Here is a 14,494-nt window from a genome sequence, read left to right on the forward strand (position 1 = left end):
ATCTGATTTATCTACTCAATTATTTTATCATCATAATTTTCCATATTTTTTCATCTTTTTTTTAGATAACAAAAAAACAGCATATCTTTATATGCTGTTTCTCATTTTTATTAAGTGAATTTCATTTTTTTGACAAAAAGAAAGAAGACGCCCGAAAGCGTCTTCTTCCCGTAGATAAATCTAGTGGGTCCCCCAATGGCAAGCGAAACCACTGAAAGGATAATTCTATTGTAACGGAACAAAACCGTTCGATTTTTCTATTTTTTTGTTTTGCGAAAAAATTTACGAGAAACCAACGCTAGTTATGGGATCAGCAATTGCTGTTGCGGATACAAGCGGCTATCCTGAAGCTGATTCATCTGCATTAGCCGTTCAACTGATACGTTATGTCTCCGTGCAATGGACCAAAGATTATCCTCACTTTTGACTATATAAGTTGTCTCTTTGGTTTGCTCTTCCGTAACTTCCGCCTTTTGAGTTGTTTCGGATTTTTTCTTTGCTGACTCTTGTTGTACTTTTTCGGTAACCTTAGGCTGGGCAGATTCTGCCGTTGCGTCTGTTGGTACTTGTTGTGCCGCTTCTGTTGCGATTTTTTCTGTTTGTTCAGCCGGCGTCAATTGAGGATCGGCCGCACTGGACGCAACTGCTGTCACCGCTACACTGACAGAGATTACTAACAACGTTAAAAAAGCAATAACTCGTTTAAGCATCGAATCCAGACAAACGTTTCAGTCTATCTTGTAATTCATCATAGATTGCCAATACTTCTGCCCGTGATTCTTCCACTTGGTTAGAGATTACCTTAGCACGATTTCCAATGTTCAAGAATTCTAGTTGCGCTGTATTGATTAGGTGGTTTGCTTCGATTTTCGCATCTTCCACGATTTTGTTAGCTTCACGCTTAGCAGAAAGCAACACTTCCCCGATATCTTTTTGGGAACGAGCATTTTCCTCTACTAGGTTTTTATTTTGTTCAACCAAATCATTGACTTGTTGCTTCGTTGCCAGCAAGTCTTCTTTTAGTTTTTCAACGTCTTCGACACCTTGGTTTTCTTTCAGCTCTTGCAAAGTAGTAGCTAAGCTATCTTTTTCAGTTTGCAAGGCAGCTAATTGTGCTTCAAAATCATTTTGTGCTTTAGCTTGAGTTTCTTTGCTTGTTGTCAATTCTTGTTCTAGGGCACTGATTTTTTCAGCTGCGTCTTTTTGCGCTTCCACTTTCGCTTCTAATTCTTTTTTGTCATTTTCAGCGGCGGTATTGCGATTGCGTTCAGCTGTCAATTCGATTTCCAAACGTTGAATTTCACTTTGTAGTTGTTGTGTACGATCTTGGTTAGGTGTGTTGTTTGCTTTCGTTTCCAATTGGCGATTCTTCTCCATCTGTTCTTTTAATTCGTCTTCTAATTCTGTCATAGAAAGGTCCAAACGAGCTTTTTCCGTTTGCAGTTGCTCTAGCTCTAAACGCAGCTTGTCTGTTTCAACAGTATCAACTGCTGGACTTGTCTGTGCCTGCGCTAGTTCTGCTTCCAATTCTTGGCGAATTTGTTGAAGACGTTGATTTTCTTGCTCTAATGCTTGTACAGTATCTTCTTGTGGTGCAGCCTGTGTTGGCTGTCCCGTTTCTCCCGTCAGCTCATTTAATGTATCTGTTTGTAAGCCACCGATTTTTTTGATCAACTTTTTCTTACTTGCCATCTCTACTCCCTCGCTTTAATTCATAATTTTTTTCAGTGGTTCGCCCTGTTTCTCCCGAACAAATATCATGTAATCCTTCACTCGATGATTTTCTTTCTGATGATTCATAGTAAAATCCAGCATCATTAACGGTTTGATTTGGTCCGCATCGGCTGCCAGCTGTTCAAAATTGGCTTGAACAGTTTGATAGTTTTCCTCATCCATCAAACGACTGTAAAGTGAGAGCGTATAGTTTTTTTCTTTAGCATCCACAAAAATTCGGACATCTGTGTCACCTAGGTAAGGCGTCAAGGCTTCCGCAATCTGACTTTCGTAGTCTGCTAATTTTTCTTGGTTATCCACTAACAAAAGGGCTTCCCACGGAATCGACAATGTTTGCCAAGTGTCTTTCGTGTATGTAGTCAATTCTTCTTTGGGTATGATCACTTTATCTAGCTGCAGCTGTTGCGCTTCGATGCGCTGTTGCTGTGCGGTGATCTGTGTGCGGAGTTCTTGTTGCTGCTGCTGTTGGTAAAGGAAAAGACCGCTAAACAAAAGCAGTAACAGAATGAATCCGCCAAATAGGACAAATTGCAGTTCTGAGGTTTGGGTCAAGCGATAAAGTCGCAGTTTCCGATCCAACTCCGGTTCATCAAAAGTTGTTTGAAACGCTTCAATCTTTTGATACAAAAAGTAACCGGATATTCCCAGCAACAAGATCCCTATTACGATAATAAAAATAGTCATTGAATGATTCCTTTCTGAAAAATAGGGAGTTGTTGCAAAATATCATAGACGTTTCTATCTTAGCATTCTCCTTGACAAAAAGTCTATCTAAAACTTATAAAAAGTTTAAATAGACGAACGTTATCTTGCTTTTCCAGCAATTTTGTCCCCATTTTTTCTCACTCTTAAAAGGATCTCCCGCTACTAATCCGCACAAAAAAACTGCGGTGCTCTTCATGCACCGCAGCTTCCTCTATGCTAATTCGACTGCACCGGTATACAGTTGGTAATACATTCCTTTTTCGGCTAACAGACTTTCATGATCGCCCCGTTCAATAATTCGGCCATGGTCCATTACCATAATGACATCTGAGTTTTGGATTGTCGATAAACGGTGAGCAATAACAAAAACAGTCCGCCCGTGCATCAAGCCATCCATTCCTTTTTGAACGATGCCCTCAGTCCGCGTATCAATACTAGACGTCGCTTCGTCCATAATCATCACTGGTGGGTCAGCAATCGCTGCTCGAGCGATGGCTAGGAGTTGCCGTTGTCCTTGTGACAAACCTTCACCATCCCCGGTGATTACGGTGTCATAACCATCAGGTAGATTATCAATAAAGCCATCAGCATTGGCTAATTTAGCCGCAGCTAATACATCGTCATCGCTGGCGTCTAGCTTGCCGTAGCGAATATTTTCGCGAATTGTGCCGGTAAACAAGTGGGTATCCTGCAAAACGATCCCTAATGAACGGCGTAGTGAGTGCTTTTTGATTTTCTTGATATTGATGCCATCATATCGAATTTTACCGTCTTGAATATCATAGAACCGGTTAATCAAATTGGTGATGGTGGTTTTCCCGGCACCAGTTGCCCCCACAAAGGCGACTTTTTGACCTGGCTTCGCGTATAGATTGATATCATGCAGAATCATATTTTTGCCATCGTAGGAGAAATCAACATCTTCAAAAGTCACGTCACCTGTAAGTTCGGTATAGGTGATAGTCCCGTCTTCATGAGGATGCTTCCAAGCCCAAAGACCGGTTCTTTCTGGTGCTTCGACCAGTTGACCGCTTTGCCACTTAGCATTGACTAACGTGACATAGCCATCATCTACTTCGGAAGGTTCATCCATCAATTCAAAGATTCGTTCCGCCCCAGCCAGTGCCATAATCACAAAGTTAATTTGTTGAGAAATTTGGCTGATAGGCATATTCAAAGAGCGACTTAGTTGTAGGAAGGAGGCAATCATCCCAATGGTCAGCCCACTGATTCCATAAACGGAGAACAAACCGCCCACGATGGCGACTAAGACATACTGGATATTCAGCAAGTTCATCATGATTGGCATCAAGGTATTGGCGTAGACATTGGCTTGCGTAGCACTTTTCCGTAAATCTTCATTGATTGCATCAAATTGTTGAATAGCTTTTTCTTCATGATTGAAGATTTTCACGACTTTTTGACCATGCATCATTTCTTCAATATAACCATTAACAATCCCTAAATCGCGCTGTTGTTGACCAAAGAAACGGCCACTGCGCCCAGCTATAAAGCGGATTGTCATAAACATAACAGTTACGGAGAACATGACGAAAATCGTCAAGGGCACACTAATAGTAAACATCGCCACAAAGACACTAACAAAGGTCACTAAGGCCGCAATCAAGTTGGGGATACTTTGCGAGATCATTTGCCGCAAGGTATCAATATCATTGGTGTAGTGACTCATAACATCCCCAAAGGTATGTTGGTCAAAATAGCGAATTGGCAAAGTTTCCATGTGACTAAACAAGCTGTCACGAATATATTTCTGTGTGCCTTCACTGACGTTTACCATAATCAAGTTATAGGCCAAAGTAGAGACAACCCCAACCCCATAAATCAAGGCCATTGAGGCGATTGCTTTAATTAAGCCGCTAAAAACCGGATTTGGGGTATTCAACAACGGTGTAATATAGCCGTCAATGACCACTTGTAAGAATAACGAGCCGCGGACATTGGCATAAGCGCTAATAATAATGCAGGCAAAGACAATCAACAGCTGGAATTTGTAATGAACAAACATATAGCTGAAGATACGTTTTAAGGTACCTAAAGGATTTTTACTGGTTCGTTTATTCGCCATGTTCACCAAATCCTTTCTGTTGAGATTCATATACTTCGCGGTAAATCTGGTTGGTTTCCATCAATTCTGCCGGGGTTCCGATAGCATTGATTTCACCACGATCTAACACAATAATCTTGTCAGCATCTTCCACTGAACTGATTCGCTGTGCAATGATAAAGGTCGTAGTTCCCGGAATTTCCTTTTTCAAGCCTTCGCGGATCAAGCGATCGGTTTTTGTATCGACAGCGCTAGTGGAATCATCCATAATCAAAATCTTCGGTTTTTTCAACAAGGCCCGCGCAATCGTCAACCGTTGCTTTTGCCCACCGGAGACATTCGTGCCGCCTTGGGATAGGACCGTGTCATACTTATCTGGAAATTCTTGGATAAAGCTATCCGCCTGAGCGATTTTCGCCACCCGTTCGATGTCCCCATCAGTGGCGTCTTCATTTCCCCACTTCAAATTCTCTTTGATAGTGCCGGAGAAAAGCACATTGTTTTGTAAGACCATAGAAACTTGATCCCGCAATGTTTTCAGGTCGTACTCCCGCACATCGTGGTCGCCGACTTTCACAGAACCCATGGTGACATCGTATAAGCGCGGTATCAACTGTACTAAGGTGGACTTGGAGCTTCCGGTGCCTCCGATGATCCCCACCATCTCGCCGGATTTGATTTTAAAGGAGGCATGCTTCAACGCCAATTTTTCTGGATCATTGGCATAACTAAAGCAGACGTCATCAAATTCTACATCGCCATTAGGTACATCAAACAGCGGATTTTCCGGATTAGTCAAATCACTTTTTTCATCCATCACCGCTACAATCCGCTCAGCAGAAGCGCGGGCAATGATGACCATAACAAAAACCATCGACATCATGTTCAAAGCCATCAGAATTTGCATAGCATAGGTAAACATGCTGACTAATTCGCCAGTGGTCATGCTATTACTTACTACCAGCTTCGCACCTAGCCAAGAAATTAACAAGATGGTCGTGTACATACACAATTGCATCAAAGGACTGTTAAAAGCCACGATACGTTGTGCTAGTGAGAAACGTTGGTACATTTCCGTCGAAACTTCTTCAAACTTACCCCGTTCAAAGTCTTCCCGCACGTAAGATTTCACGACGCGAATCCCCTGCAAATTTTCTTGGACCACTTGATTCAAGCGGTCATAGACTTTAAAGACCTTCTCAAAAATTGGATGGGCAAAACGCACGATTAAGAAAAGACCAACTGCTAAGAATGGCACGATTACTAAAAAGATCCAGGCCAACTCTTTATTAATGACAAAAGCCATCGCTAAAGAGAAAATAAAAATCAACGGACTGCGGATCAAGATACGAATGACCATTTGATAGGCATTTTGTACATTGGTTACGTCGGTGGTCAGACGAGTAACTAAACTCGAGCTAGAGAAACGGTCGATATTGGAGAAAGAAAATTCCTGAATATCACCAAATAGTCGTTTACGAATATTTTTCGCAAACCCAGCCGAGGCAATCGCCGCATAACGTCCTGACATGGCCCCGAAAAACAAGGCAATAACGGCTAGAACAAATAAAAGTCCGCCGATCATCAGGATTTTCTGCATATCGCCTTTTTCGATTCCTTGGTCAATCAGCATGGCCATCACTAATGGAATCACGATATCTAGAATCACTTCCCCGGTTACAAACACGGGGGTCAAGAAGGATTCCTTCTTATATTCCTTGACATTACTTAGTAAGGTTTTTAACATTAAATCCCCTCCTCGGTATTTTGATAAATCTGGTCGATCACTTGAAAGAATGTCTGTAAGTCTGCTGCCGAAATATCACGGGCCAACTGCTGGTTGATTTCTTGAAAAATCGCCACTGACTGCTGATGCAACTCAGTTCCCGTTGTTGTCAGCTGAATCGTTTTCAAGCGCCCATCTGTTGGTGAGCTAGTTCGTTCAATCACCGCGGACTTTTCCAAATGCTGCAAGATACCCGTAGCGGTGGAGCGGCGGATATTAAAATTTTGCTCCAAATCCCGCTGATAAACTGCCGGTTGATTGTTGCCTATGTAATGAACAAATAAGATCTGCATTGGTGAATATTCACCGGCAAAATGCTGCTTAAAGGTTGCACTGATAAACCGAAAAATCTCGTTAGACAGATTTTTTACCGCAATTCCCACTGATTTCAAGCTGCAGGCCTCCTTTCAAAAAATGTTCGCCTCCTAACTATTTTAGAGAAAATAAAATTCTTTGTCAAAGAATCAAACTAACTGTTTTCCCTATATTTCCATGAAAAAATCTTCATTTTTCGCCTTTTACAAAAAACAGACGATTCGCCTACTCAAATGAGAGGAACGAATCGCCTTCGAAATGAAGCTGACCGCGTTTTTCCACGGCTTTTAGATAAATATCTCGTGAAACTTGAAAGCTTTGGCGTCCTCTTTGGGACTCAAAATGAAGCCAATACTCATAATCTGGCAACTGGGTGCCATCTGTTTGCTGCGTTGCTATTTGCCGTTTTTCTTTTTCGACTAATAAGGCAGGTAGGACTTCCCCCACAGGCTGTTTGAATCGCTGCCAGCCTTTATAGATTTGCCAAATCAGCAATATTCCGATGATAATCAATACCAAATAGCCCATCATAGTGTCTCCTTCAGCCGCGCAAGAGCCTGACTGATTTCTTGAGCGGCTTCCTCATCAGTCTCCTGCTGTAATTTTTCTGCCATAAAGGTCACTAATTCCTGATTGCTTTGGCGAGTGATGGTTGCGATTGCCCACGCAGCCGTTCCGCGAATCACAGGACGGGTATCCTCCATGGCTGCTAGTAAAGCCGGTATCGCGCTACGATCACGTGTGTTTGCCAAAGCAATAATAGCATTGCGCTGCAACGGCTTTTTGCCGCGCCAAGAACCAGCCAAGCGGCCAAAGCGTTCTTTGAATTCTCGATTGCTGATGGTCAGTAACGGTTGTAACTCTGGCATTACTTCTTCTACTACCGGCTCCATCTCTGGATGAAAGTGAAAATCTTTTCCTTTGTTAAAAGGGCAAACTTGCTGACAAATATCACAACCATAAATCACATTTTTGATCATAGGACGGAATTCTTCAGCCATAAAGCCTTTCGTTTGTGTTTGATAGGACAAACAGCGGGGCGCATTTAGACGCCCATCCCCTAAGAGTGCCTGCGGTGGGCAAAAATCGATACAGCGCGTACAGGTGCCACATTGATTTTCTTGCGGCTCATCTGGTGGCAACGCCAAATTCGTAATGATTTCTCCTAAATAGACGTAAGAACCAAATTCAGGTGTAATCAAAAGACCATTGCGGCCAATAAAGCCCAAGCCTGCTCGCTGTGCTACGGCTACATCAATCAGCTCACCGGTATCCACCATTGGTTTGAAGGTTGTCTCCGGTACTAGCTCTTTAATTGCTGTAATCAGTTCAGCCATCTTCTCCCGCAAAATCGTGTGATAATCCAGCCCCCAAGAGGCCCGCGCAAACTGACCGCGTTTGACGCGGCCTTTTTTCACTGGTTGACTTAATTTAGTCGGATAGGCTAACGCAATCGCGATAATCGTGCGCGGTTGTGAAAAAATCTTTTCCGGGTAGAGGCGTTCCTCCAAAACTTGGTGTTCAAAACCTGAAGTATGTCCAGCGGCCTTTTGTTCTTTTAAACTATCTTCCAAATAAGCAAAGGGCTCAGCCGTGGTAAAGCCAATCTTGTCGATACCAATCCGCTGACTCGCTTCAATGATTTGTTGTTTCAACTGCTCCATATTGACTCCATTCCTTCAAGAAGTCGATCATTCCTAACGGTACTCGCTGAAAAGCCATGATTTGGTCTTCCAACTCAATCCAATTACGGATGGTGGGAATATTTTCTACCACTAACTGCTTTTCTTCTGGGAAAATCGACATGGGATTATTCACGACAATCATATCATAGTCCTCAAACTTCCGCAGTTCTTCCTGGTTGAAAAATAGTAACGACTCTTGGTTGACTGCTACAATCACCCGCTGTTGAAAGGTTCCTTCGATCATATCCGCTAATAGTTGAGCATGCTCATATCCTAAGTCACTGGCGATGAGGATATGGGCCTTGCGTCGCTTGGCTTCGGCTAATAATGGCAAGCGATCCCATTTAATAAATATCCAGTAGATACAGCGGTAACGAAATTCACTGTACCAAGGGAAATTGGTTTGTTTTTCAAGCTGATACAATACTTTTTCTAGGATGGCACACATCACCGGGTAATTCGTATAAATGCCCTGCGTCGTATACGCGTACTTGTCCATCAAAACGAAATGTGGATAAGGGTAGGCCTTAAATTTGCCATAAAGATCCATTAAGCGGTCACTGATACTTTCCACATCCGTAATTTTTATCGGAATATCCGCTACCGTTGCGGCTTTATGCAAAGCTTGGGCAATTTGCCGTTGGATTCGCAATTCTTCTTCAGGATTATCCCAAATATAAAACTGGTAGAAAACAGTTTGACTGGCTTCTTTGACCCAAAACTGCGGCAGTTCTTGTTGCCCCAAGGCCACGATGGCTTTCACGGCTGCCGTATTATTCAATAGGATTTGTTCCAACACATCTAGCGGCTCTTGAAAATACGATTCTTTGAGCGCAAAGCCTTGGTTCCTGCGAATAATTGTAATAGCAAAGAGGTAGCTCAATTTTAAAATTTGGGCATCATCCAATGTCCATTCAAAATCTGTCAGTGAACGCATCACTAGGCATAGCATTCGCTGACGATCAAAAGGAAATGGCCAGTCATGCAGCTGGTTTTTTTCCATAAAATAATAGGCGAAAAACATGCGGACACGTCGTTCATCCGTTGCCGTAATTCGAAAGGGATTGCGCTCTAGTTGCAGACCGCGCCGAGCTAGGGCCTTTTCTACTTTATTAACCATGCGGTAAAAAGAAGCCTCGCTTAAATAGCAGTGCCTCTGCCAATAGTCGCTATCTTGATTAGGTTCAAAAAATAATTCTTCCATAAAGGTAAAGGCATCATTTTGGTGGATAACCTGCCGATAAAGATTCCCAATCTTATTTTTATTCGACAACACCAGCCGCAAACCTTTTTGCTTTGAGACTTCTACAGTGAAGTATTCCGACCACTGCTCACCGAAAAAGCGCAAGTCACTTTGCAAAGTTTTTAGGGAGCAATCCAGTAGGCGAGTGATTTCAGCAGCTGTCAACCAGCGTTGTTCACGATTCATGATTTCCAATAATTTCAACTGACGTTTGGTGGTAGCTGTTAACAGCTCTTCCATACTCATCATCCTCCAATCTATTTCTAATTCTATCATCATCGCAGGAAAATACGTACTATTAGCCCTCCAAAAAGTTCTCTTAGAAGGGGAATTTATGATTGGAACAGGAAATCCCTCGCCCGTCTTGCTTTTCACATGAAAGTTTCCACTGACAGTTGTTATCTTATTAGCTGTTTTCTTCAATTATTTTTTTAAGCTCCTAGAATAAAGGCAACAACAAGTTCAAGGAGGAGCATCATGAAATTATTATTAACCTTTTTAGCCGGATTGAGTTTATGGGCATTCAGTGATACGGCCGATGCCAGCAGCGAATTCTTTTTCTCCGATTTCGAAGCCCCTACTATCACGGGACCTAGCTACGTAAGTCTACCAGCGAATGCGGATCAGACTGATTTTCAGCAGCATTTCCAGTTATGGGACAACCAAACCCACCGGCTAACGCTCCATTATGAACCATTCTCCACAACTGTTCCCGCCATTTTTCCAACGGTATTGGCAACAGCTGATGCTGCCGGTAATATTGCGACTAAGATTGTCATGGTAGAAGTTCAGCCAGCCATCACTCCAGAAATTCACTTAGCCGACCAAACCATTACGGCAGGGGACCCTTTTGAACCACTTGCAGAGGTCAGCGCCACAGCAGACGGAGAAGATATCACTGCGGCTTTGACCATTGAAGGGGACGTTGATACGAGTACACCAGGCGATTATACCTTGCTTTATCACGTCACTTTCCAAACGCAACAAGCTAGTAAAGAACGAATTATTACGGTATTGCCAGCTGAACCCGCTGAATCAACACCAATAGAAACTAGTAACAGTAGCGAAACTCAGCCCACAGCTACCAGTGAAACAGAACCAGCAGCTGACACAGAAGCAGTTACGGCAGCGGTTGCAGAAGAACCGACGGAGGAGGTTGCCGCGACACCTGTGACCCAGATGCAAATTGCCGGGCAAACTATTGTCTATCAAAATAGCGGACAAGCCAGTGGGCAAGCCGTTATCGACGCAGATAGCAGTAATGGGGTAGCCACGTGGGGTGGCGCTGCGACTTACTCCGGTAGTGATGGGGCCAATACCCACTTTATCGGACATAATCCTGGGGCTTTCAGCGTACTTTTCTCAGTCAGCTTAGGCAGTACCATCTCGGTTACAGATGTAGAAGGACTAACCACCACTTACCAAGTAGATAATATCGTGCAGGTTGATGACACCGGCATGGAGGTCAAAACGAAAAAGGATTACTGGGAAGAGATTACCGGTACCGGTGGCGGCGAACGGATTACTTTACAAACTTGTATCTCTGATACTCTAAATTTGATTATCTTCGCTTCTGCAGCATAAAAAAACCGCCCACGCTAAAATGCTTGGGCGGTTTTTTTGCCTAAGAGTGCGACTCTTCTATGTAAGATAATTGAGGCTGCGGCGGCGTAATGCCCACGCTGATTTTTAGCGCCTCATCTACTTGAAGCATGATGGCTTGATCCAAATGACAAACGCGTTCTTTCAAACGTGATTTGTCAATCGTGCGGATTTGTTCCATCAAAATAACTGAGTCTCGTTCAATCCCTGTCTGATTGGACTTGATGCCAATATGGGTCGGCAATTTAGGCTTTGCCATCTTGGCAGTAATCGCCGCCACGATAATCGTAGGGCTGAAATGATTTCCTAAATTGTTTTGGATCACTAGGACAGGACGAATGCCGCCCTGTTCTGAGCCAATGACTGGGGATAGATCAGCAAAGTAAATATCTCCGCGTTTGACCATGCAATCCCTCCTTATTTATAGATACGCGGTACGCGGTGTGAAATCGTACATGCAACTTCGTAATGAATCGTTTCTAAGCGGTCAGCTATTTCCTGTAAGGTGATCTCTGCACCTTGGTCACGACCAATCAATGTCACTTTTGTGCCAATGGGGACTTGCCGCGGCAACCGAATCATACACTGGTCCATACAGACTCGGCCAACGATAGGACAACGCTCGCCATCCACTAAGACATCGTAACCTTGCATTTTCCGTAACCAACCATCGGCGTAACCAATCGGCACTGTGCCGATCCATTGTGGCTCTTCCGTAATGTAGGTTTCGCCGTAGCCAATCCCTTCGCCGGCTGGTAACTCTTTGACCTGAATCAGATTAGAAACCAGGCTCAAGGCTGGTTCTAATTGGATGGGATCCGTCAACACAGTTCCAGAAGGATTCAAACCATACATCGCCACACCATACCGAATGACATTACCCACTGGCTGATGCCAAAAGCTGGCTGCACTGTTGCTAGAGTGAACATAACGGGGGCGTTTTTCCAAATGGTCCAGCACTGTTTTAAAGCGCTGTGCTTGTTTATCATAGTATTCTTGATCAGCCATATCTGCTGTGGAGAAGTGGGTAAAAATTCCTTCCCAGACGAACTCCGGCTGATTTAAAAGCTTAATCGCCTCATCCAACTCTGGGAAATCCCGAAACCCAATGCGCCCCATGCCGGTGTCAATTTTGACATGAACTTTTAGCGGCACAGCTTCAATAAACGTTGCGGCTTCCTTTAACCAGGCGGCAGTCGCCACGGTAACGGACAAGTCATACTGCAATAACAGCGGTACATATTCCGGTTCTACAACACTCAAAATCAAAATAGGCTCTACAATTCCGGCTTCTCGTAACTCAATGGCTTCATCTAGCAGCGCAACACAAAAGCCACTAGCACCGCCTTCTTTTGCCGCCAACGCCGTTTGGATGGCGCCATGGCCATAGCCATTGGCTTTGACTACTGCAAAAATTTCAGTATCCTCTGGAAGCCGTTCTTTTTCTTTGGTAATATTCGCTACGATCGCTTGGGTATCAATGATCGCTGCTGTTGCTCGATGCCAACCAATCGCCATTATTGCTGACCTTCTTCCTCTAAAATAATTTGGGCCATCGCCAAGGTGTCCGTGTGGGTAATACTCACATGAACTGGTCCTTTGTGGGGTGAGCGGGTCACTTGGGGCGCCCCGCGTTTATTGGTTAAAATCTCGATTTCCTGTAAAGAAACCGCGCCGATTCCCGTCCCATAAGCCTTTGAAAAAGCTTCTTTGCAGGCGAAACGGCCACCTAAATATTCAATCTGACGTTTTGGCGTTAAGCCTTGAAACGTCTCATACTCTTTGGGGGTCAAAACTCGTTGAATAAAACTGGGGCGGTTTTGGATGATATCCGCAATCCGTTCAAGTTCGACTAAGTCTATTCCGATACCTTTGATCATTTGCCATCCTCCAGTCTCAATCAGTCCTATTTTACCAAAAAATCCTCTTTTTACCACAATCAGCTCCTATTACGGTAAAATTTAAGCGAAAGACAAGAATTTATCACCAAAGGAGCAAGTATGATGTTTTCCATTCAACCGCTATATGAGCGTTTTGCCCAACACTATCCAGTTGGTGAACGTTGGTGGCCCGGCAATAGTTTGTGGGAGATTTGGATTGGTGCGATTCTCGTGCAAAATACTCGTTGGTACAATGTTGAGCTGAGCTTAACTCAGTTACGACAAGCCGCATTACTAACACCCCAAGCCCTGCATAATTTAACGATTGACGAACTGATTCCTTATATCCGTTCTAGCGGCTTTTACCAAGCTAAGGCCCGTGCCCTGATTGCCGGCAGTCACTGGTTTGCCAGCTACGACTATGATCTAGCCAAGATTCGTACAAAAGCCACGGCCGCTTTGCGCCAAGAACTGCTGGCCTTGCCGGGCATTGGCAACGAGACAGCCGATGTCCTATTAGTTTATTTATTTGATAAGGTGGTCTTTATTGCAGACACTTATGCACGCCGGTTATTTCTGCGCCTTGGTGTCTCCAGCAAAAATTACCGGGATTTACAGCGACAACTGCTGCTGCCCACAGATTTCACCAATCAACAAGCGCAAGAGCTACATGGCTGGATTGTTGATTTCGGCAAAGAGCATCCTACTGATACCGACTGGCAGCATAGCTTTCTAGCTGATTTGCATTTAACCAAAAAACACCCTCCAAAGTAGACTCGGCGATTCTTGCCAGTTTCTACTCTGAAGAGCGTCTATCGCTTAAAAATCTTCTAAAGCTTCTAAATCTAATAACTGGATTTCTCGGCCTTGGCGTTTTAACCAGCCAGCAGCTTCAAAATTTTTGAACTTGCGGGAAATCGTCTCGGGAGTCGTCCCAATAAATGCCGCTAGTTCCTTCATTTTCATCGGTAAGGTAAAAGTTTCGCTATTGGTTGCCTTCGACAAGTCTAGTAAATAGGCTGCCAAACGATTTTCCACGGCCTCCATTACTAGAAACTGCGCTTGATGTTCCGTAGCGGCAGCTTTTTTAGCATTGATCTCCAATAACTTTAAACTAAGTTGCGGATATTGCAATAAGAGTTGTGAAAAATCTTGATGTCGTAAAAAGCAAACCGTTGTTTCCGCTAATGCTTCCCCAAAAAGGTTTTCATTAGCCGCCCCAAACAAGGCATTTTCCCCTTCGTAGCCCCCAGGCTCCACCACCCGTAGTAATTGTTCTTTGCCACTGGCGGACAATTGATACACTTTTAGTTGACCTCGGGCCACAATGGTCAGTTGGGGATCTTGATCCGGCAAAATAACTTGCTCCCCTTTTTGATAGGTCTTATGGGCAACTAGCTGATCAATTTTGGCTAAGTCGGCTTCACCTAAATGGTTAAACAGTGGTACTAGGGTGACACAACGGTGCTTTTCCATCAA

At 43.8% G+C, this 14,494-nt stretch carries 15 protein-coding genes; 2 read left to right on the forward strand and 13 right to left on the reverse strand.

What is annotated here, in order from left to right; all coding sequences use genetic code 11:
- Nucleotides 1-302 precede the first annotated feature (302 nt).
- The 9 genes from ECA01S_RS07115 to ECA01S_RS07155 all read right to left on the reverse strand — a co-directional run bounded on the left by ECA01S_RS07115 (nucleotide 303) and on the right by ECA01S_RS07155 (nucleotide 9,773).
- On the reverse strand, nucleotides 303-710 hold the full coding sequence (locus ECA01S_RS07115) for a LysM peptidoglycan-binding domain-containing protein (protein WP_067393241.1): 408 nt from the start codon (nucleotides 708-710) through the stop codon (nucleotides 303-305).
- Nucleotides 703-1,692, reverse strand: a complete 990-nt coding sequence (locus tag ECA01S_RS07120; RefSeq protein WP_067393244.1) for a coiled-coil domain-containing protein — start codon at nucleotides 1,690-1,692, stop codon at nucleotides 703-705. The genes ECA01S_RS07115 and ECA01S_RS07120 overlap by 8 nt, the downstream gene beginning before the upstream one ends.
- Before the next feature lie 15 nt (nucleotides 1,693-1,707).
- On the reverse strand, nucleotides 1,708-2,418 hold the full coding sequence (locus ECA01S_RS07125; protein WP_067393246.1) for a hypothetical protein: 711 nt from the start codon (nucleotides 2,416-2,418) through the stop codon (nucleotides 1,708-1,710).
- Nucleotides 2,419-2,650: 232 nt separating this feature from the next.
- Nucleotides 2,651-4,525: an ABC transporter ATP-binding protein gene (locus ECA01S_RS07130; protein ID WP_067393249.1), complete on the reverse strand. Its 1,875-nt coding sequence runs from the start codon at nucleotides 4,523-4,525 to the stop codon at nucleotides 2,651-2,653.
- A complete protein-coding gene (locus tag ECA01S_RS07135; RefSeq protein ID WP_067393251.1) occupies nucleotides 4,515-6,251 on the reverse strand; it encodes an ABC transporter ATP-binding protein in 1,737 nt (578 codons plus the stop codon). The genes ECA01S_RS07130 and ECA01S_RS07135 overlap by 11 nt, the downstream gene beginning before the upstream one ends.
- Nucleotides 6,251-6,673, reverse strand: coding sequence for a MarR family winged helix-turn-helix transcriptional regulator (locus ECA01S_RS07140; protein ID WP_245631209.1), 423 nt, complete (start codon nucleotides 6,671-6,673; stop codon nucleotides 6,251-6,253). Before ECA01S_RS07140 ends, ECA01S_RS07135 begins: the two co-directional genes overlap by 1 nt.
- Before the next feature lie 157 nt (nucleotides 6,674-6,830).
- Nucleotides 6,831-7,133, reverse strand: a complete 303-nt coding sequence (locus tag ECA01S_RS07145; protein WP_067393255.1) for a DUF2500 family protein — start codon at nucleotides 7,131-7,133, stop codon at nucleotides 6,831-6,833.
- The gene (gene queG / locus ECA01S_RS07150; RefSeq protein ID WP_067393257.1) at nucleotides 7,133-8,269 is read right to left on the reverse strand and encodes a tRNA epoxyqueuosine(34) reductase QueG; all 1,137 of its coding nucleotides are present in this window, start codon (nucleotides 8,267-8,269) and stop codon (nucleotides 7,133-7,135) included. The genes ECA01S_RS07145 and queG overlap by 1 nt, the downstream gene beginning before the upstream one ends.
- Entirely contained in the window at nucleotides 8,241-9,773 is a 1,533-nt protein-coding gene (locus ECA01S_RS07155; protein ID WP_067393260.1) for an AcpB/EbpR/MafR family transcriptional regulator, read from the reverse strand. Before ECA01S_RS07155 ends, queG begins: the two co-directional genes overlap by 29 nt.
- Before the next feature lie 237 nt (nucleotides 9,774-10,010).
- Here ECA01S_RS07155 and ECA01S_RS07160 point away from each other — a divergent pair, with 237 nt between their 5' ends.
- The gene (locus ECA01S_RS07160; RefSeq protein WP_067393263.1) at nucleotides 10,011-11,117 is read left to right on the forward strand and encodes an immunoglobulin-like domain-containing protein; all 1,107 of its coding nucleotides are present in this window, start codon (nucleotides 10,011-10,013) and stop codon (nucleotides 11,115-11,117) included.
- Between the two features lie 40 nt (nucleotides 11,118-11,157).
- On the opposite strand, the gene ECA01S_RS07165 is transcribed toward ECA01S_RS07160, so the two are convergent.
- The 3 genes from ECA01S_RS07165 to acpS are packed head-to-tail and all read right to left on the reverse strand — an operon-like array spanning nucleotide 11,158 to nucleotide 13,015.
- Complete coding sequence (locus tag ECA01S_RS07165; protein ID WP_067393265.1) at nucleotides 11,158-11,541, reverse strand: type II toxin-antitoxin system PemK/MazF family toxin; 384 nt, start codon at nucleotides 11,539-11,541, stop codon at nucleotides 11,158-11,160.
- Between the two features lie 11 nt (nucleotides 11,542-11,552).
- Complete coding sequence (gene alr / locus ECA01S_RS07170; RefSeq protein ID WP_067393268.1) at nucleotides 11,553-12,653, reverse strand: alanine racemase; 1,101 nt, start codon at nucleotides 12,651-12,653, stop codon at nucleotides 11,553-11,555.
- Entirely contained in the window at nucleotides 12,653-13,015 is a 363-nt protein-coding gene (acpS, locus tag ECA01S_RS07175; protein ID WP_067393271.1) for a holo-ACP synthase, read from the reverse strand. Before acpS ends, alr begins: the two co-directional genes overlap by 1 nt.
- Before the next feature lie 123 nt (nucleotides 13,016-13,138).
- On the opposite strand from acpS, the gene ECA01S_RS07180 reads away from it, so the two are divergent.
- Complete coding sequence (locus ECA01S_RS07180; protein ID WP_245631202.1) at nucleotides 13,139-13,789, forward strand: endonuclease III domain-containing protein; 651 nt, start codon at nucleotides 13,139-13,141, stop codon at nucleotides 13,787-13,789.
- Between the two features lie 45 nt (nucleotides 13,790-13,834).
- On the opposite strand, the gene ECA01S_RS07185 is transcribed toward ECA01S_RS07180, so the two are convergent.
- Complete coding sequence (locus tag ECA01S_RS07185; RefSeq protein ID WP_067393276.1) at nucleotides 13,835-14,494, reverse strand: Crp/Fnr family transcriptional regulator; 660 nt, start codon at nucleotides 14,492-14,494, stop codon at nucleotides 13,835-13,837.

Origin of the sequence: Enterococcus canis NBRC 100695 (assembly GCF_001544375.1) — a bacterium.
In the GTDB taxonomy this organism is placed as follows: Bacteria; Bacillota; Bacilli; order Lactobacillales; family Enterococcaceae; genus Enterococcus_H; species Enterococcus_H canis.